At 46.0% G+C, this 18,038-nt stretch carries 16 protein-coding genes; 2 read left to right on the top strand and 14 right to left on the bottom strand.

Translation table 11 applies throughout. The annotated features are described in order from the left end of the window. Position 1 precedes the first annotated feature (1 nt). Positions 2-754 carry a cell division protein ZapD gene (zapD, locus tag ICN44_RS07680; protein ID WP_216263375.1) on the top strand — a complete coding sequence of 251 codons (753 nt, stop codon included), beginning with the start codon at positions 2-4 and terminating at the stop codon, positions 752-754. Here zapD and ICN44_RS07675 read toward each other — a convergent pair. The 6 genes from ICN44_RS07675 to secA all read right to left on the bottom strand — a co-directional run bounded on the left by ICN44_RS07675 (position 751) and on the right by secA (position 8,903). Next, positions 751-1,167: an NUDIX domain-containing protein gene (locus ICN44_RS07675; protein WP_216263374.1), complete on the bottom strand. Its 417-nt coding sequence runs from the start codon at positions 1,165-1,167 to the stop codon at positions 751-753. The two genes, zapD and ICN44_RS07675, sit on opposite strands and share 4 nt — an antisense overlap. Positions 1,168-1,177: 10 nt before the next feature. Continuing rightward, positions 1,178-2,035 (bottom strand): ATP-binding protein, encoded by an 858-nt coding sequence (locus ICN44_RS07670; protein WP_216263373.1) that lies wholly within the window; start codon positions 2,033-2,035, stop codon positions 1,178-1,180. 15 nt (positions 2,036-2,050) lie between these two features. After that, positions 2,051-3,286 (bottom strand): bifunctional glutamate N-acetyltransferase/amino-acid acetyltransferase ArgJ, encoded by a 1,236-nt coding sequence (argJ, locus tag ICN44_RS07665; RefSeq protein ID WP_216263372.1) that lies wholly within the window; start codon positions 3,284-3,286, stop codon positions 2,051-2,053. 81 nt (positions 3,287-3,367) lie between these two features. Next, a complete protein-coding gene (locus tag ICN44_RS07660; protein WP_216263371.1) occupies positions 3,368-5,491 on the bottom strand; it encodes a molybdopterin cofactor-binding domain-containing protein in 2,124 nt (707 codons plus the stop codon). Between the two features lie 14 nt (positions 5,492-5,505). Continuing rightward, positions 5,506-5,964: a (2Fe-2S)-binding protein gene (locus ICN44_RS07655; protein ID WP_216263370.1), complete on the bottom strand. Its 459-nt coding sequence runs from the start codon at positions 5,962-5,964 to the stop codon at positions 5,506-5,508. Between the two features lie 173 nt (positions 5,965-6,137). Further along, positions 6,138-8,903 (bottom strand): preprotein translocase subunit SecA, encoded by a 2,766-nt coding sequence (gene secA / locus ICN44_RS07650; RefSeq protein ID WP_216263369.1) that lies wholly within the window; start codon positions 8,901-8,903, stop codon positions 6,138-6,140. Between the two features lie 24 nt (positions 8,904-8,927). Here secA and ICN44_RS07645 point away from each other — a divergent pair, with 24 nt between their 5' ends. After that, the gene (locus tag ICN44_RS07645) at positions 8,928-9,455 is read left to right on the top strand and encodes a hypothetical protein (protein ID WP_255537498.1); all 528 of its coding nucleotides are present in this window, start codon (positions 8,928-8,930) and stop codon (positions 9,453-9,455) included. Positions 9,456-9,476: 21 nt separating this feature from the next. On the opposite strand, the gene lpxC is transcribed toward ICN44_RS07645, so the two are convergent. The 8 genes from lpxC to murG all read right to left on the bottom strand — a co-directional run bounded on the left by lpxC (position 9,477) and on the right by murG (position 18,022). Continuing rightward, positions 9,477-10,391, bottom strand: coding sequence for a UDP-3-O-acyl-N-acetylglucosamine deacetylase (gene lpxC / locus ICN44_RS07640; RefSeq protein WP_216263368.1), 915 nt, complete (start codon positions 10,389-10,391; stop codon positions 9,477-9,479). A gap of 47 nt (positions 10,392-10,438) precedes the next feature. Then, positions 10,439-10,939 (bottom strand): peroxiredoxin, encoded by a 501-nt coding sequence (locus ICN44_RS07635; RefSeq protein WP_216263367.1) that lies wholly within the window; start codon positions 10,937-10,939, stop codon positions 10,439-10,441. Positions 10,940-11,051: 112 nt separating this feature from the next. Next, entirely contained in the window at positions 11,052-12,392 is a 1,341-nt protein-coding gene (ftsZ, locus tag ICN44_RS07630) for a cell division protein FtsZ (protein WP_216263366.1), read from the bottom strand. A 48-nt stretch (positions 12,393-12,440) separates the two neighbouring features. Continuing rightward, positions 12,441-13,670 carry a cell division protein FtsA gene (gene ftsA, locus ICN44_RS07625; protein WP_216263365.1) on the bottom strand — a complete coding sequence of 410 codons (1,230 nt, stop codon included), beginning with the start codon at positions 13,668-13,670 and terminating at the stop codon, positions 12,441-12,443. A 12-nt stretch (positions 13,671-13,682) separates the two neighbouring features. Further along, positions 13,683-14,537 carry a cell division protein FtsQ/DivIB gene (locus ICN44_RS07620; protein WP_216263364.1) on the bottom strand — a complete coding sequence of 285 codons (855 nt, stop codon included), beginning with the start codon at positions 14,535-14,537 and terminating at the stop codon, positions 13,683-13,685. Beyond that, on the bottom strand, positions 14,534-15,547 hold the full coding sequence (locus tag ICN44_RS07615) for a D-alanine--D-alanine ligase (protein WP_304608639.1): 1,014 nt from the start codon (positions 15,545-15,547) through the stop codon (positions 14,534-14,536). The genes ICN44_RS07620 and ICN44_RS07615 overlap by 4 nt, the downstream gene beginning before the upstream one ends. Next, a complete protein-coding gene (gene murC, locus ICN44_RS07610; RefSeq protein WP_216263363.1) occupies positions 15,540-16,976 on the bottom strand; it encodes a UDP-N-acetylmuramate--L-alanine ligase in 1,437 nt (478 codons plus the stop codon). Before murC ends, ICN44_RS07615 begins: the two co-directional genes overlap by 8 nt. Next, positions 16,973-18,022 (bottom strand): undecaprenyldiphospho-muramoylpentapeptide beta-N-acetylglucosaminyltransferase, encoded by a 1,050-nt coding sequence (murG, locus tag ICN44_RS07605; RefSeq protein WP_216263476.1) that lies wholly within the window; start codon positions 18,020-18,022, stop codon positions 16,973-16,975. The genes murC and murG overlap by 4 nt, the downstream gene beginning before the upstream one ends. Between the last annotated feature and the right edge of the window lie 16 nt (positions 18,023-18,038).

Raw genomic sequence — 18,038 nt, 5'->3', positions numbered from 1 at the left:
TGTGATTGTTTACGAATACCCCTTTAACGAATTAGTTCGAAGCATGCTTCGATTGGAGTATTTGTTCGCCCGCTTCAACCACTTTGTCCGCTCTGATGACCCAGAGTTGCACCACAATGCCATCTCTATTTTGTTTGATCTTGGTGACATCGGTGCACGCGGTGACATCAAGTCTTTACTACTCAAAGAATTTGAGCGTCAAAAATATACACTCAATGGATTGAAGTCATCCCAAAAAGTTGATCAAGAGGCGCTGACACAAACGCTTTCAGAAATTGATTCCGTTGCTAAGTGTATTAATCAATCAACAGGCAGACCCAACTCTGTGATTACTGAAAGTGAATGGTTAAATGCGATTCGCACCAGATTAAATATTCCAGGTGGCACCAGTCCAATTGATTTGCCTAGCTATCATGCCTGGAAAAATAGTCCATCATCTGAGCGACGTGAATTGCTTGAAAAATACGTTGGGCCGCTCTTGCCATGGCATGAGGCATGCCAATTATTTTTACGACTGTTACGTCAATCAGGCGAGGCTAAAGATGTGGTCGCGCACAATGGATCTTTTCAGCAAGCTCCATCTGGCAAGGTGTATCAGTTAATGCGCATTGCCGTAGAAGATGATGCTTTATTTTCTGAAATTAGCGCAAATAAATATTTACTCTCAGTGCGCTTCTTAAAGTCCGAACGCGATAAAAAAGCACAGTTGGTAAGTGCTGACATTCCATTCAAACTCACCCTCTGCCAGTTTTAAGTCAAAAGGGCTCTTAGCCTTTCCAGCATGGGCCAGGCGGCCGGCAATAAGGGTTCAACACTAGGCTTTTCAGCAGCAAGTAACTCCCACGATAAGGCTTGATTCTCACAACCTTTGGGAATTCCTTTCCATTCGCGAATAATGCTCACATGCAAGCGAACATAGGCATGCGGGTAATCATGCTCCAGGACGGTAAGCTCTTCACTTGATTGAATATCAATGCCGAGCTCTTCTTGAAGTTCACGCTTCAGTGCCTCGAAAACAGTTTCCCCTTTTTCGATTTTTCCACCGGGAACTTCCCAGTAACCAGCGTAGGGTTTGCCTTCAGGTCTTTGCCCTAAAAGATAGCGGCCGTCAGAATCCAGCAAGATTCCTGCTGCCACTTCAGTAACTGGGCGCTTGATTTCACTCATCAAAAAGATCTTAAGCTTTTGAACCAGCCCAATGCTTAGCAAATTGCCAGGCAACGCGCCCTGAGCGTGAACCACGCTCCAATGCCCAGACTAAAGCTTCTGAACGTGCCGCCTCAATTTGCGCAGCGCTTAAACCAAAATGCTGCAACCAATGCGCCACGATCGCCAAATACTCATCTTGTTTTGGCGGGTAGAAAGACAACCAAAGACCAAAGCGCTCTGATAAAGAAATCTTCTCCTCAACCACTTCACCAGGATGAATTTCACCATCATCGTTATGAACGTATGTCTCGTTATCCTTCATATACTCAGGCAATAAATGACGGCGATTAGAGGTGGCATAAATCAAAATATTGTCGACTTGCGCAGAAACAGAGCCATCTAAGGCTGATTTCATCGCCTTATAGCCAGATTCACCATCCTCAAATGAGAGGTCGTCACAGAAAATGATGAAACGCTCTGGGCGATCAGCCAAGAGCTCGGTAATATCAGCCAAATCAGATAGATGCTCTTTCTCAACCTCAACCAGACGCAAGCCTTGGCTAGCAAACTCATGCAAACTCGCTTTGATCAGTGAGGACTTTCCAGTTCCCCTAGCACCAGTCAACAAAATATTATTGGCAGGCTTTTTTTGAATAAAGTTTTTAGTGTTATCGCGTATGGCGTCACGCTGACGATCAATATTCTGCAAATCCTCAAAAGTAATGTCCGCAACATGCTTTACAGGTTGCAAAAATCCAATACTGCCAAAGATGCTATCGCGCCGACGCCATCTATACGCAGTAGAAGATTTCCACTGCTCCTCAGTCAAAGGCTTTGGTAAAAAAGTATCGAGATGGTCTAAAAGACGGTCTAATTTTTCATTCATATTTCGGATGGTCTTTTATGAGCGGTAATCTGCATTAATGGATACATAGTCATGCGATAAGTCACAAGTCCACATAGTTTGCGTAGCGTTGCCGCGACCTAAGTCAATCTTGACGGTGATTTCTGGAGCCTGCATGACCCTCTGACCATCAGCCTCCTGGTAATCGGGATTGCGGCCACCATTTTTAGCAACCCAAACATCACCCAACCACATTTGCACACGATTTACATCTAAATCGGTGATGCCTGCATAGCCAATCGCTGCCAGGATGCGGCCCAAATTAGGATCACTAGCAAAGAAAGCGGTTTTGACCAAGGGCGAGTGTGCAACCGCCTTGGCAACCAAGTGGCACTCCTCTTGAGTCTTCCCACCAAGCACTTCGATCGTTATAAATTTAGTTGCACCTTCACCATCGCGCACAATCATTTGTGCCAGCTTTCTAGCTAAAGCAATTAAGGCATCTCGCAAGATGGCATAACTAGGATCGTTCGCTGATTGAATTTGCACTGACGACTGACCCGTCGCCATAATGATGAAAGAGTCATTAGTAGATGTATCACCATCAATAGTGATCGCGTTAAATGAAAGATTCGCTATCTCACGAGTCAGGCTACTTAAGAGTCCAGGCGCAAATCCAGCATCAGTAGCAATGAATCCCAGCATGGTTGCCATATTGGGGTGAATCATGCCAGCACCTTTACAGATACCAGTGATGGTCACCAACCCTGCAGGCGTTTGTACGGTCACTGAAGTAGCCTTAGGCTGAGTGTCAGTGGTCATGATGGATTCAGCCGCATCAAACCAATTGTCCTCGCTAAGGTTTGCCACTGCCTTTGGCAAAGCGCTAATAATTTTCTCAAGCGGGAGCGGCTCAAGAATCACGCCCGTAGAAAAAGGCAGGATTTGCTCTGGATTAATTTTTAAATCCTTGGCTAAGGCTGCGCAGGTTTCTAAGGCATGTTTCATACCAGATTCACCAGTGCCAGCATTAGCATTGCCAGTATTCACCACCAGAGCTCGAATTTCACCATTACGACCTTCTTGCGCCAGATGCTCGCGACAAACTTGTACTGGAGCAGCGCAAAAACGATTTAGAGTAAAAACACCAGCAACCTGAGAACCAGGGGCTAAAGTCATCACCAATAAATCTTTACGGTTTGCCTTCTTAATACCAGCTTCGGCGATGCCCATCTCAAAACCTTTAATAGGTTTCAGTTCGGCTTTTAGGGGGAGGGTTAAGTTAACGGTCATAGTCTGATAATTGTAGATGAGGCTCAAAAATAAAGCGCACCTACTGGGCGCGCTTTATTTGCTTACTCTCTGCTACAAATGCTATACCTTGATTGGCAACTCCCGAATCCGCTTGCCTGTAGCAGCTGCAATAGCGTTTACCAAAGCTGGGGCCACCAAAGGCACTCCAACCTCACCCAAGCCGCCCGGCTTCTCTTGACTGGGCACCAGATGCACCTCAACCACAGGCACTTGATTTTGTCGCAAGCTAGGGTAGTCATTGAAGTTATTCTGCTGAACCCGGCCCTTCTCAATCGTGATTTCATTGCTTAGGGCTGCGCTCAGGCCGTAAATCACACCGCCAGTAAGCTGCGCTCTCGCCTGGTCAGGATGCACCGTAATTCCGCAGTCAGAAACGAAAGTAATTTTCTTAACTTTGGTCTCTTTAGCCGCAGAATCCAACTCAAGTATGCAAGCAGAATAGGTGTCATAACACTCCATCTGCGCAACACCAAAACGCTTACTACCGGGCACGTATCCAGACTTTTTCACTGCTAACTCAAGGACAGCTTTTGCTCGAGGGTGTTTGCTTAAAGCCGCCATCCGATACGCTACAGGATCTTTGCCGGCGGCTTTGGCGGCCTCATCTACAAAACTCTCAATTGCAAATGCATTTAACGCATTACTGACTGAGCGCCAATAACCCACTCGAAGTCCGGTATCCGTAATCACGTTAGTGATTTCTAGATTAGGTATTTCATAAGTAATATTGTTGGAACCTTCAACCATGAATGGGTCAAACCCATCTTTTACAAAACCAGGAAAGGCTCGCGCAGTCACTGACTGAGAAACCATTTTGGCTTTCAAAGAAGCTAACTGACCGTTGGCACCCAAGATTCCATCTACCTTATGAATACTCATAGGGCGATAGAAGTCATGGGTAATGTCATCTTCCTTGGTCCAGAGCATCTTGACTGGCATGCCTGCTGCTTTAGAAATTTCAGCGGCCTGACGAATAAAGTCCAACTCCAACTTGCGGCCAAAACCACCGCCAAGGAAAGTGGTTTCAATCGTGACATCTTCTGGCTTAACGCCGGCTGCAGCTGCAGCCACAGCCTGCCCACCTTGCTGAAACTGAATTGGGCCAATAATTCTGCACTTGCCATTAGATACATCAGCAGAGCAGTTCACGGGCTCCATGGTGGAGTGGGCTAAGTACGGTAAAAAGTATTGGGCACTCAGCGGCTTGCCATTTACAACGGCAGCATTGGAATCACCCACTGTTTTAATCACAGCCCCTTTTTTAGATAAACCATCCTCCAATGACTTACGAATAACCGCATTGCTGAGGTTGGCATTAGATCCTTCGTTCCAGGTAATTTTCAGGACATCTCTACCCTTGCGCGCGGTATAAAAATCTTTAGCCAATACTGCAACACCATCCGAAATCTGGACAACTTTAATTACTCCAGTTACTTTCATTGCAGCGGAAGCATCAAAGGATGTAGGCGTACCTCCAATAACAGGGCACTGCGCTAAAGATGCAATTGCCATACCTGGAATCTTGACGTCAATTCCATAAACTGCCTTACCAGCAACCTTGCTTGGCGTATCCAAACGACGCATCGTTTCTTTGCCAATCACCATAAAATTCGCAGGCGACTTTAAGGCTGGTTTTTCTGGAAGAGGCAACTTAGCTGCATCTGCAGCCAATTCTCCGTAGGTAGCTGATTTGCCACTTGAATGCGTTATCTTGCCATTCATAGCCTTACAGTCGGCAGCTGAAACGTTCCAACGTTGAGCTGCGGCCTGAATTAAGACCATACGAGTTGCAGCTCCAGCGGTTCTTAACTTATCAAAAGCTTCGCGCACTGAAGTTGAACCCCCAGTAATTTGACCGCCCAACATCGCATTAATATAAACAGGGGCAACTCCAGCAATTTGCACCTGAATCATTGAGAGAGGCAAATTTAATTCCTCAGCCAGCAAAGCTGGTAAAGAGGTGTATACGTCCTGACCCATCTCTGAGCGAGCACAAATGAGCGTAATTTGATTATTCGGGGTAATTTGTACCCAAGCGTTTGCTAAGACAGGCTTTGCAGCATCCCCTACAGCGGCTTGACTTGTCAACGGCAGATGTATGCCGATAACAAAGGCACCGCCAAGAGCGGCACTTTGCTGAATAAATTGACGACGGCCGTTACTTTTTAAAGATTGGTTTTTCATATGATCTTTACCCTTTATGCCAATTTATCTGCGGCACGTTTGACTGCTTTTTCGATCCGGGAATAGGTACCGCAGCGACAAATATTTCCGCTCATGGCATTTTTAATATCATCACTACTAGGCTGTTTTTTCTTTGCCAACAAATCAGCTGCAGACATCATTTGCCCAGTCTGACAATATCCACACTGAGGTACATCGAACTCGATCCAAGCATCTTGAAGTGCTTTTCCAACCTTTGCTGTTAAGCCTTCGAGAGTGGTGACTGCCTTTCCACCCGCAGCAGATATAGGGGCGGAGCAAGAACGGATGGCAGCGCCCTCTAAGTGAACAGTACATGCACCACAAAGTCCTGCGCCACAGCCATACTTCGGACTCGTGACATCTAAATGGTCGCGTAAGACCCAGAGAATTGGCGTTTCAGGATCTCCGTCGAAATTAATAGCTTTGCCATTGAGAGTAAAAGACACGGCCATAACGCCCCCTTAGTTAAATTTGAGATTTTGCAGACAAAGCAAATATTTTTGCACTTACAAATCATGACAGATCTCAGGGTCTCTAGGGGCATTAAATTATTAGGGATTCCACCAAGAAAAATGGCTCAGATAAATCTGAGCCATTTAAGTAGTGTCGCGTGAAGATTAAAAATCTAAGCTAAGGCACCGTGGCAGTTTTTATACTTCTTACCACTACCGCAAGTGCAGGGATCGTTGCGACCTACCTTTGGACCTGCGCGAAGGGGGGCCGGCTGAATATCCACTGCAGCACCGCGATCACCAGTTGAGCCTGCTACTTCCTTTTCGGCATCAGCATGTTGATATTGAACATCTGAAAGCTTTGCCAGATCTTCATTCATAGATTCCGAAGCCTGATCTAACTCGCTTGAGCTCTGAATCTGCACGGTCATGATGTTTTTCACAACATCATTCTTAATGACATTAAGCAATTCACCATACAACTCAAATGCTTCACGACGATATTCTTGCTTAGGATCTTTTTGCGCATACCCGCGCAAATGAATACCCTGCCGCAAATGGTCCAAGGCAGCTAAATGCTCACGCCAGTGACTATCCAAGCTATACAGGAGTACAGAGCGCTCAAAGCCTGCAAAAGATGCACGTCCAGAGAGTTCAACCTTTGCATCGTAAGCCTCTTTAGCGGCCTGTAATATACGATCAACAATTTCTGCATCATCTACAGTCTGCGCACCTTCAACCCAATTTCTGAGGTCAATTGTGAGACCCCACTCGCTGGCTAAAACGTTTTCCAGTCCAACTAGGTCCCACTGCTCTTCCATAGACTCCAGAGGAACATAAACTGAGCAAACGGAACGCAAAACATCTTCGCGCAAATTGGCGATTAACTCGCCAATGTCGGCACTCTCAAGTACTTCATTTCTGAGGCGGTAAGTTTCTTTACGCTGATCATTAGCAACGTTGTCATATTCCAGCAATTGCTTACGAATATCAAAGTTGCGACCCTCAACCTTGCGTTGAGCAGACTCAATAGAGCGCGTCACCATGCCCGCTTCAATCGGCTCACCATCAGGCATCTTGAGACGCTCCATGACTGAACGTAAACGATCGCCTGCAAAGATACGTAGCAGCGGATCATCCAATGAAAGGTAGAAGCGGGAGGAGCCAGGATCACCCTGGCGACCTGAACGACCTCTTAACTGATTATCGATACGACGACTCTCGTGTCGCTCGGTACCAATGATATGTAAACCGCCAGCCGCTAGAACTTGGTCATGAATGCTTTGCCACTCGTCCTGTAACTGCTTAATTTTGGCTGCTTTATCAGCATCAGCTAGTGCGCCGTCAGCCTCAATCAAAGAAGACTGCTTGCCTACGTTACCGCCAAGCACGATGTCAGTACCACGGCCTGCCATATTAGTAGCAATCGTGATCATTTTTGGCCGACCAGCTTGAGCAATAATTTCCGCCTCGCGAGCATGCTGTTTTGCATTTAAAACTTGATGTGGTAATTTGCGTTGATCCAATAGGTTCGCAATTAACTCAGAGTTTTCAATCGAAGTAGTGCCTACCAACACTGGCTGGCCACGTTCATAGCAATCTTCGATATCTTTAATCACCGCATCATAGCGTTCACGAGATGACTTATAGATCTGATCTTGTTTATCTTTTCTTTGGCTAATACGATTTGGTGGAATCACAACAGTTTCTAAGTTGTAGATTTCTTTAAATTCATATGCCTCAGTATCGGCAGTACCAGTCATGCCGGCTAACTTGCCATACATGCGGAAATAATTTTGGAAAGTAATCGTCGCTAAAGTTTGATTCTCATTCTGAATCTGTACGCCTTCTTTGGCTTCGACAGCCTGATGCAATCCATCAGACCAACGACGACCTTGCATTAAACGGCCGGTAAATTCGTCCACGATGATCACTTCACCATTCTGAACAACGTATTGTTGATCGCGGTGATATAGCGTATGTGCACGCAGAGCGGCGTACACGTGATGCATCAAAGTAATATTTTGCGGTGCATAGAGAGAGTCGCCATCATTGAGCGCGCCCAGTTGAACCAATACAGACTCAGCCTTATCATGACCTTGTTCGGTCAAATAAACCTGCTGAGACTTTTCATCTACCCAGTAGTCGCCTGGTTTCTCAACACCTGTGCCATCTGCCTTCTCTTCGCCAATTTGACGCTCTAGATGTGATGGCAGAGCATTAATTTTGATATAGAGATCAGTGTGATCTTCAGCCTGACCAGAAATGATTAATGGGGTACGAGCCTCGTCAATCAGAATAGAGTCGACTTCGTCAACGATTGCATAAGCTAAACCGCGTTGTACGCGCTGATCCAAATCCTGAACCATGTTGTCGCGTAAGTAATCGAAGCCAAATTCATTATTGGTGCCGTAAGTAATATCAGCGGCATAAGCTTCTTGCTTAGTAGTGTGGTCCATTTGAGATAGGTTCACACCCACCTTCATACCCAAGAAGTTATACAACTTGGACATCCATTCAGCATCACGCTGTGCTAAATAATCATTCACAGTAACAACATGAACACCTTTACCAGTCAAAGCATTCAAATAGACTGGAAGAGTCGCTGTAAGAGTTTTTCCTTCGCCTGTACCCATCTCGGCAATCTTGCCTTGATGCAAGGCTAAACCACCCAGAATTTGCGCATCAAAGTGGCGCATCTTCATAACGCGTGTACTAGCCTCTCGAACTACCGCAAATGCTTCTGCAGCGATGTCATCTAAGAACTCTCCAGCGGCAAGGCGTGACTTGAATTCTGCAGTTTTTTCAGCAAGTGCAGAATCATCCAAAGATTGCAGGCTCGCCTCAAATGTGGCGACCTTAGCAACGACTTTGCGATACTGTTTTAAGAGGCGGTCGTTACGACTGCCGACCAGGGTTTTAAGAAGACCGATTACCATGGGATATTGAAGAAAATTAAGTCCTTGAGTTTATCACCCGCAACCCCATTTTTTATGAACTTTAGCCCTAAATCATCCCGCAAGCCCACAGCTCACGACTGGATGGATTACCTACGTGAATCCGATGGTCTTGGGGGAATTTTGGCTAAAACCGAAGATCTAGCCAAACTCAAGACAATCATTAACTCAGCCCTAACGAAACTCGATTTAGACCATTTGAGCCCAAAAATTGAAGCTGGTTGGCGGTCTGGCTCGCAAGATGAGCTATTTTTACTGGTCAGTAGCGCCAGCATTGCCAGCCGCTTACAACAAATATTACCCAGTCTAATCAATGAGTTAGGTAAATCTGGGCTACCTTGTAAGGCAATAAAAGTACGAGTTAAACCCGCTCCGCCCAGTTGGGAAGTTAAACCTCGCCAAGATCAGCGTGAAAAGCCAAGAGGATTAAATGAGGCTGCCAAAAAATCCTGGGAATCTCTACTGGAAAGGTTAGGTCCAGACTCTGGTTTACGCTCCTCCATTGAGAAGCTGCTGAAAAATAAACCAAAGTAGCTCAAAACTACTTCAGCTCCCTTAGAAAAAGAGAGGCTGGCTTTCTTGAGAGTAGGCCCCTGGAGCCTTATTTTCAGCAAAGGAGATGATTTCATAAGAGCTAGAGTCTTCTAAAAGCTTCCGCAAAAGTGCATTATTGAGAGCATGCCCAGATTTCTCTGCAATATAAGCTCCCACAATAGGGTGTCCGATGAGATACAGATCGCCAATCGCATCTAATATTTTGTGACGCACAAATTCGTCTTCATAACGAAGTTCTTCGTTATTCAAAATGCGGTGCTCATCTAAAACAATCGCGTTATCTAAGCTGCCGCCACGCGCCAATCCCATTTCGCGCAATGCTTCAACTTCATGCGCAAATCCAAAAGTACGTGCACGACCAATTTCACTGCGGTAGGCTTGTTCTGCAAAATCAACCACAAAACGTTGGCCTGTTTTATCCACCGCCGGATGCTTGAAGTCAATCGTGAAATCTAACTTAAAACCAAAGAATGGCTCTAAGCGCGCAAGCTTATCGCCCTCGCGAACCTCTACTGGTTTCTTAATCACTACAAATTGACGTGGCGCATCTTGCTCTGCAATGCCAGCAGATTCAATTAAGAATAAGAATGAAGCGGCGCTACCATCCATGATGGGAACTTCTTCACCATCAAGCTCTATCAATAAATTATCAAGACCAAGACCAGCACAGGCTGAAAGCAGATGTTCCACGGTGGAAACACGCACACCATCCTTCTGAATAACAGAAGCCAATCTTGTGTCACATACAGCTAAAGCGGTTGCTGGCACAACTGACTGTTCAGGTGTATCCACCCGAACAAACTGAACCCCTGAATTTACTGGCGCAGGCTTGATAGAAATCGTCACCTTACGACCCGAGTGCAAGCCAATCCCCACGGTCTTAACCGGAGTGGCGATAGTGCGTTGCTTCATCATATTTTGGTATTTAAATTCAGGGGGTATTTTTTATGTAAGGGTTTGGATTACAGCTTTTTCAAGATGGAAGCGGCATCACTAACTTCAAACTTTCCTGGAGCTTCACGGTCAAGAGACTTTACAACACCATCTTCAATAATCATGGCATAACGATCTGAGCGAACACCAAAACCACGAGCAGTTAAGTCCAGCTCTAAACCAAGCTTTTTAGTGAACTCAGCACTACCATCACCTAACATACGAATCTTTTTGCCAACCTTTTGATCGCGTCCCCATGCGCCCATCACAAACGGGTCATTTACAGAAACACACCAAATCTCGTCAACACTTTTAGCTTTAATAGCATCGTAGTGCTCAACATAACCAGGCACGTGCTTAGCAGAGCAAGTTGGTGTAAATGCACCAGGCAATGCAAACAATACAATCTTTTTTCCAGCTACTAGCTTTTCAACTTCAAAAGCATTTGGTCCTAAGGAACAGCCTTCAGTCTCTTCATTCATAAATTCATAAAGAGTAGCGTTTGGTAATTTTTGTCCAACAGCAATCATGACATCTCCAATAAATAATTGTTAGTAAGTATGCCAACGCAAGCGCGGGATTCGTCGTCCGGAGGGGCGTCGCGCTGGCATTTCGCAATTACCTATTGTATTAAGCAGTTAATTAATCTGCTTGTTTACGTAAAAAGGCTGGAATTTCATAGTAATCAGCCCCTTTATCCAACATGGATTTAGCCTGAGGAGAACTATCCGCACCTAATGTAGGCGCAGGAGTCGCTTCACGAGAGCTACGAAAAACCCGTGGCAAGTCATATTGACTATAGTCAACGCCAGTACTTGCCGGTTGAGTTGCCATTGCTGGAGCACTACCTGTTCCAGTGAGAGCCAAACCTGCGCTAGTACTTAAAGCAGAGTCCACGCTTACCTTACTCATTGCTGCTGACGCGCTAGCAGGAGCAAAGCTATTGAGGTCTGCCATCGTTGGCATTGCATCATGGGTACCAGTAGCTTGTCTCCAAACTACTTCAGGTTGGTTGTTTTTACGAGCTTGAGGGTTATTCAAACCAGTAGCAACCACAGTCACACGTAAGGCATCGCCTAGGCTCTCGTCATAAACAGTACCAAAGATTACGGTTGCATCATCAGCAGCATAACCACGAATCGCCGCCATAACTTCGCGAGTCTCAGACAACTTCAGTGAACGGCTAGCTGTAATGTTCACTAATACGCCACGCGCACCTGACAGATCAACACCTTCGAGTAATGGTGATGCTACTGCAGCTTCAGCAGCTAAGCGTGCACGATCCATGCCGGAAACAGTTGCCGTTCCCATCATGGCTTTACCTTGCTCGCCCATTACTGTTTTAACGTCTTCAAAGTCAACGTTGATCAAGCCCTGAACATTAATAATTTCTGCAATGCCAGATACTGCGTTATGCAATACATCATCCGCACAAGCAAATGCCTTATCGAACTCAGCATCTTCACCCATCACTTCAAAGAGTTTTTCATTGAGCACAACAATCAATGAATCTACATATGACTCGAGCTCTGTAGCACCATTCTCAGCAACCTTCAAGCGCTTTACGCCCTCAAAGTCAAATGGCTTACTAATGACGCCAACAGTCAAAATGCCCATTTCTTTAGCTACTTGAGCCACGATTGGGGCTGCACCAGTTCCTGTGCCGCCACCCATACCAGCAGTGATGAACACCATGTGTGCGCCTTGCAATGTATCAGCAATGCGAGCACGCGCTTCTTCAGCAGAAGCTGCGCCGATTTCTGGTTTGGCACCAGCACCCAATCCGCTAGAACCCAGTTGCAAATTCACAGATGCCTCAGAGCGCTGTAAAGCGCCAGCATCGGTGTTCATGCAAATGAACTCTACGCCATTAACACCGCGACGGATCATATGCTGGACAGCATTGCCACCAGCGCCACCGACTCCAACCACTTTAATAATGGTCTTGCCAGCTGTTTCTTGATCTAACATTTCAAATTCCATATACCCTCCTAGGTAAATACGTACTACATTGACGACGACGAAAAAAACTTAAAAATTTCCTGCAAACCATTCCTTCATGCGCGATATAACACCTTGCAACGCGCCTGATTGAGAAACACGACGACCGCGCAATAGCTGCGCTTGGCCTTCCATCAGCAAACCAATGCTGGTGGCATATCTGGGACTACGTAAGACTTCATGCAGATGGCCACGATATTCGGGGGTACCGATACGAGCAGGCCTCAAAAAGACTTGTTCGGCCAACTCCACCATGCCCGGCATTAATGCTGTGCCGCCCGTTAAAACAATTCCAGAAGAAACCATATCTTCGTAACCTGAGTCACGTACTACGCCTCTTACCAGCGTGAATAACTCTTCAACGCGCGGCTCAATTACTGCTGCCAGAGCTTGTTTAGAGATCGGGCGTGGCTCACGGTCACCGACACCAGGAACATCAATCATCGCAGTTGGATCAGCCATTTCTTGACGAGCGATACCATGCGCAATTTTTAAATCTTCAGCATCAATCGTTGGCGTGCGTAATGCCATCGCAATGTCATTCGTAATTTGATCGCCTGCAATTGGAATCACTGCAGTGTGACGAATTGATCCCTGGCAATAAATTGCAATATCAGTTGTGCCGCCACCAATATCAACCAACACCACACCAAGCTCTTTCTCATCTTCGGTCAATACCGCCAAACTTGAAGCTAAAGGCTGCAAGATGAGGTCGTTAACTACGAGGCCACAACGGCGTACGCACTTCACAATATTTTGTGCGGCACTTACGGCGCCAGTAACAATATGGACCTTCACCTCTAAGCGAAGACCGCTCATACCAATTGGCTCGCGCACATCTTCTTGACCATCAATAATGAATTCTTGAATCAGGATGTGCAGAATTTGTTGATCTGTTGGAATATTGATTGCTTTAGCCGTCTCCAATACGCGCTCAACATCACCAGAGCCAACTTCTTTGTCGCGTATTGCGACCATGCCGCTTGAGTTAAAGCTCACAATGTGATTACCCGCAATTCCTGTAAAGACTTGCACAATCTGGCGATCAGCCATTACCTCAGCCTCTTCAAGAGCCTTCTGAATGGACTGGACGGTTGCCTCGATATTGACTACAACGCCCTTCTTTAATCCTTTAGATGCAGTTTGACCAACGCCCACAACGTTGAATTGACCATCAGGAGCTAATTCAGCAACTAAGGCAACAACCTTGGAAGTTCCAATATCTAAACCAACCAAAATATCGCGATTGTCTTTACTCATTTCCATTCCTCATTACTTCAGCTCACTTTTTTTGCCATCTACTTCATTCTTTTTCAAACTTGCAGCAGCAAGATGAACCGCAAAACCATTTGCATATCGCAAATCGACTGCATCTACTCGATTCGCCCATTTCTCTTGTACTTGTGGCCAATATTTAAATAAACGCGCCACACGTTCTTCCGTTAAATTTTTATCGGAGCTTTCCTCATCGCGGCCAAACTCTACTTTCATTCCGCTTGAGAGCTTGACGTGCCATGCGTAACGCTCAGTCAGTGCAAGGCTAGTGACTTCTGCGCCCCATGGCTTAAACCAGTTGTTGGCTTTTTCATAAAGACTCATTACCTCTTTGCCTGCATCTTCAGGACCAGAAAAGTCGACTAAACGTACATCCTCACTCACCTCAGTAACACGTCCAGCAAAGAGCTCACCATGGGTATTCATGAGGGTGTGACTCTCGGCGCCACCCCAAGTCCCAAAAGGCTTCTGCTCTTCAATACTCACCACTAAACCATTTGGCCAAACACGACGGACATTGGCATGTCGCACCCAAGGCATACTCTCAAAGCCTCGCTTCACATCTTCTAAGCGAACGCTGAAGAAATTACCCTGTACCGTTTCTAAAACTTGCTGCTTAACAATAGGCTTATTAATATGTTTCAACGTTTGGCCAGCAACTGGCTCAATCTGAATCTCCTTCAAAGCGAAAACTGGTCGCTGACTTAGCCAAACCAAAATACCAATGACGAGCATAACTACAAAGCAACGCAGTAGGAAACGACTCAGCTTCTCCATCCGCTCTGAATGATTCCAAAGAGGAGACATCAACATAGAGAAAATTTCACCGAAGCGGTCCATGAAGTTACTCATGCAGCTGCACCTTCTTTTTGCTGCAATGTTTGACTAAGCAACCAAAGCACTAGATCTGCATACTCAATACCAGCAGCTTTGGCGGCCATTGGCACCAAAGAGTGGGAAGTCATACCAGGAGAAGTATTCATTTCCAATAAGTAAGGCTTGCCGGTCTTTTGATCCAGCATCACATCAGCACGTCCCCATGTACAACAGCCTAAGGCTTTATATGCTGCCAAGGCCAAATCCTGAACGGCGGCATTGACTTCAGGCGCCAGCCCGGTAGGGCATAAGTACTGAGTTTCATCAGAGAAATATTTATTATGAAAATCGTAATTTGCCTGTGGTGGAATAATTTTGATCACCGGCAAAGCTTCAGCCGTCTTACCCTGACCAACCAATGGGCAAGTTAATTCATCCCCAATGATGCAAGTCTCTGCAATCACTTTTTTATCCAATCCAGCAGCAAGCTTGTATGCAGCTGGCAAGTCGTCTACTGACTTCACTTTTGTTAAGCCTAAAGAGGATCCCTCATGCGCAGGCTTCACAATCAAAGGCAAGCCCAGATGTTTCACAACTGCATTCCAGTCGCTATCAACTGTCAGCTCTTCATATTCAGGGGTGGCGAGTCCATTGCTAATCCAGACTTGCTTAGTAACAATTTTATCGATTGCCAGAGCAGAGGCCAAAACACCGCTGCCTGTATAAGGCAACTCTAATAGCTCAAGTAATCCTTGAATAGTGCCATCTTCACCAAAACGACCATGTAAAGAAATGAATACGCGATCGAAGTTTTCTTTTACTAACTCAGTGGGGCAGCGCAAACCCGTATCAAAAGCATGGGCATCAACTCCTTTTGAGCGCAAAGCTTCTAATACGCCATTACCAGACATGAGCGAGATTTCCCTCTCTCCAGATTTACCGCCCAGCAAAACGCCAACACGACCAAATGCCATCGGCTCTAAGCTAGCTAAGCTAGACTTAACGCGATCACCCCAGGAAATCAAATTAGCACCTACCTTAGACATGCTTCGCCTCCGACAACGTATGAGGCAAAGCAGAAATTGATCCCGCACCCATCGTAATTAACACATCTCCATCTTTTAGAACTTGACTCAACTTTTCTGGCATCTCTGCAACATTTGCAGCATAAGCAACTGCGCATGAATCTAATAAGGCTTTGGAATTTTTGTCTTCAGCGATAGCGGCCTTCATCAAACTCTTACTATCAGCCCCCGGAATTTTTGCTTCGCCCGCTGGATACACATCAGTCAACACCAAAGCATCAAAATTTTTGAGAACTTGAACAAACTCGCCAAAACAATCACGCGTTCTAGTGAAGCGGTGTGGCTGGAATGCCAAGACCAAGCGACGATCGGGGAAGGCACCTCTTGCTGCAGCTAAGGTTGCAGCCATTTCTACTGGGTGATGGCCATAATCATCGATCAAGGTAAAGCTACCACCATCTACTAAAGGAATCTCTCCATAACGTTGGAAGCGACGACCAACACCACCAAACTCAGATAGCGCTTTGGTAATTGCTTCATCACCCACACCCAACTCTGTTGCTATACCAATAGCAGCTAAAGCGTTACGAACGTTATGCAAGCCTGGTAAATTCAAAGTGATATTTAATGGGCCCGGTTTATTGCCATGCCTGCGCACAGTGCGACGGTCAACCGTGAAACGCATCTGAGTACCATCCGCACGAACATTACTTGCTCGAATGTCTGCGTCCTCCGATAAACCATAGCGAAGTACTGGCTGAGATACAAACGGAATAATATCGCGCACATTAGCATCATCAATACAAAGTACTGCCACACCATAAAAAGGCATACGCTGAATAAACTGAACAAATGCCTGTTTCAATCGAGCCATATCGTGCTGATAGGTATCCATATGATCAGCATCAATATTGGTTACCACTTCCATGGCTGGAAATAATTGCAAGAAAGAGGCATCTGATTCATCCGCCTCAACCACAATAAAATCTCCCTGGCCCAAGCGCGCATTGGCGCCTGCGGAATTGAGTTTGCCGCCAATCACAAATGTCGGATCGAGGCCGCCTTCAGCCAAGACTGATGCGACTAGACTAGTTGTGGTTGTTTTACCGTGTGTGCCAGCAATTGCAATACCCTGCTTTAGGCGCATCAACTCACCCAACATGACTGCGCGCTGAATCACTGGCACCTTCGCCGCACGTGCTGCCAAAACCTCTGGATTATTGCCTGCAACAGCAGTGGAAATCACTACCGCTTCTGCCGTACCAATATTTTTAGGGTCATGTCCAATGTGAATGACTGCGCCCAAATCTCTAAGGCGTTTAGTGACTGCGCCATCCGTTAAGTCTGACCCTGAAACTTGGTAACCCAAGTTCAATAGCACTTCAGCGATGCCGCTCATGCCAGCACCACCGATACCGACGAAGTGAATTTGCTGAACGATATGCTTCATATTCCTACTCCCGCACAATCTGCACATACCTCAGCTACGCGCTGGGTAGCGTTTGTTTTTGCTAAAGCATGCGCACGTAATGCCATCTCTTTTAATTCTTTACGATTAAAGTTCTGAATCATCATTGCTAAATCTTGCGGGTTTAGTAATGGCTGCGGTAACAAAATTGCTGCATTCGCATTTGATAAAAATTGCGCATTCGCAGTTTGGTGATCGTCAATTGCAAATGGGAATGGAATAAGACAAGAGGCGATACCACAAGCTGCTATTTCAGAAACTGTCATGGCGCCTGAACGACAAATTACTAAATCGGCCTGAGAATATGCAGCCGGCATATCATCAATGAAGGGACGAATATCTGCTGTTACACCTAAGTCGGCATAAAGCTTCTGTAGATCTGCTAAATGCTTGTCGCCCGCCTGATGAATTACTTTGGGACGTGACTCTGCTGGAATTAATGCCAGCGCAGCTGGAATATTTTCATTAAGGGCAGCGGCACCCAAGCTACCACCTACCACCAAGATAGATAAAGGCCCTTGGCGCTGGTCGTAACGTGCTGCAGGTGCCGGCATGTGATCAAACTCTTCCCGAATCGGATTGCCTACCCACTCTGCATGATCCATTGTGTTGGGAAATCCAGTCAGAGTCCGCATTGCAATTTTGCTTAGCGCACGATTAGCACTACCAGCTACTGAATTTGATTCATGCAGAACCAATGGGCGCTTCAATAATTTAGATACAAAACCACCAGGGAAAGTAATATAACCGCCCATACCTAAAACCACATTTGGTTTTAAGCGTCGCATAATCTTCCAACTTTGATGGCAAGCGCGCAAAAGATTAATAGGCAACATCAACTTTGCTTTTAATCCCTTACCGCGTAGACCGCTGAACTCGACCGCCTCAAATGGAAAATCACAAGACTTCACGAGGCGATACTCCAAGCCAGCTTGATTACCCAACCAAGAGACTTTCCAACCGCATATCCGCAGATATTCAGCGACAGCGAGACCTGGAAAGATATGCCCACCAGTACCACCAGCCATCACTAAGATTGAGGGT

Source organism: Polynucleobacter sp. JS-Fieb-80-E5 (genome assembly GCF_018882015.1).
Taxonomy (GTDB): domain Bacteria; phylum Pseudomonadota; class Gammaproteobacteria; order Burkholderiales; family Burkholderiaceae; genus Polynucleobacter.
The sequence above is the reverse complement of the archived record's forward strand: the minus strand, read 5'-3'. Positions and strand labels throughout refer to the sequence as shown.

Excerpts from the sequence above, each read along its gene's own strand:
- ICN44_RS07675 (WP_216263374.1), bottom strand. The coding sequence starts at position 1,167 with ATGAGTGAAATCAAGCGCCCAGTTACTGAAGTGGCAGCAGGAATCTTG.
- ICN44_RS07670 (WP_216263373.1), bottom strand. The coding sequence starts at position 2,035 with ATGAATGAAAAATTAGACCGTCTTTTAGACCATCTCGATACTTTTTTA.
- argJ (WP_216263372.1), bottom strand. The coding sequence starts at position 3,286 with ATGACCGTTAACTTAACCCTCCCCCTAAAAGCCGAACTGAAACCTATT.
- ICN44_RS07660 (WP_216263371.1), bottom strand. The coding sequence starts at position 5,491 with ATGAAAAACCAATCTTTAAAAAGTAACGGCCGTCGTCAATTTATTCAG.
- ICN44_RS07655 (WP_216263370.1), bottom strand. The coding sequence starts at position 5,964 with ATGGCCGTGTCTTTTACTCTCAATGGCAAAGCTATTAATTTCGACGGA.
- secA (WP_216263369.1), bottom strand. The coding sequence starts at position 8,903 with ATGGTAATCGGTCTTCTTAAAACCCTGGTCGGCAGTCGTAACGACCGC.
- lpxC (WP_216263368.1), bottom strand. The coding sequence starts at position 10,391 with ATGATGAAGCAACGCACTATCGCCACTCCGGTTAAGACCGTGGGGATT.
- ICN44_RS07635 (WP_216263367.1), bottom strand. The coding sequence starts at position 10,939 with ATGATTGCTGTTGGACAAAAATTACCAAACGCTACTCTTTATGAATTT.
- ftsZ (WP_216263366.1), bottom strand. The coding sequence starts at position 12,392 with ATGGAATTTGAAATGTTAGATCAAGAAACAGCTGGCAAGACCATTATT.
- ftsA (WP_216263365.1), bottom strand. The coding sequence starts at position 13,670 with ATGAGTAAAGACAATCGCGATATTTTGGTTGGTTTAGATATTGGAACT.
- ICN44_RS07620 (WP_216263364.1), bottom strand. The coding sequence starts at position 14,537 with ATGAGTAACTTCATGGACCGCTTCGGTGAAATTTTCTCTATGTTGATG.
- ICN44_RS07615 (WP_304608639.1), bottom strand. The coding sequence starts at position 15,547 with ATGTCTAAGGTAGGTGCTAATTTGATTTCCTGGGGTGATCGCGTTAAG.
- murC (WP_216263363.1), bottom strand. The coding sequence starts at position 16,976 with ATGAAGCATATCGTTCAGCAAATTCACTTCGTCGGTATCGGTGGTGCT.
- murG (WP_216263476.1), bottom strand. The coding sequence starts at position 18,022 with ATGGCTGGTGGTACTGGTGGGCATATCTTTCCAGGTCTCGCTGTCGCT.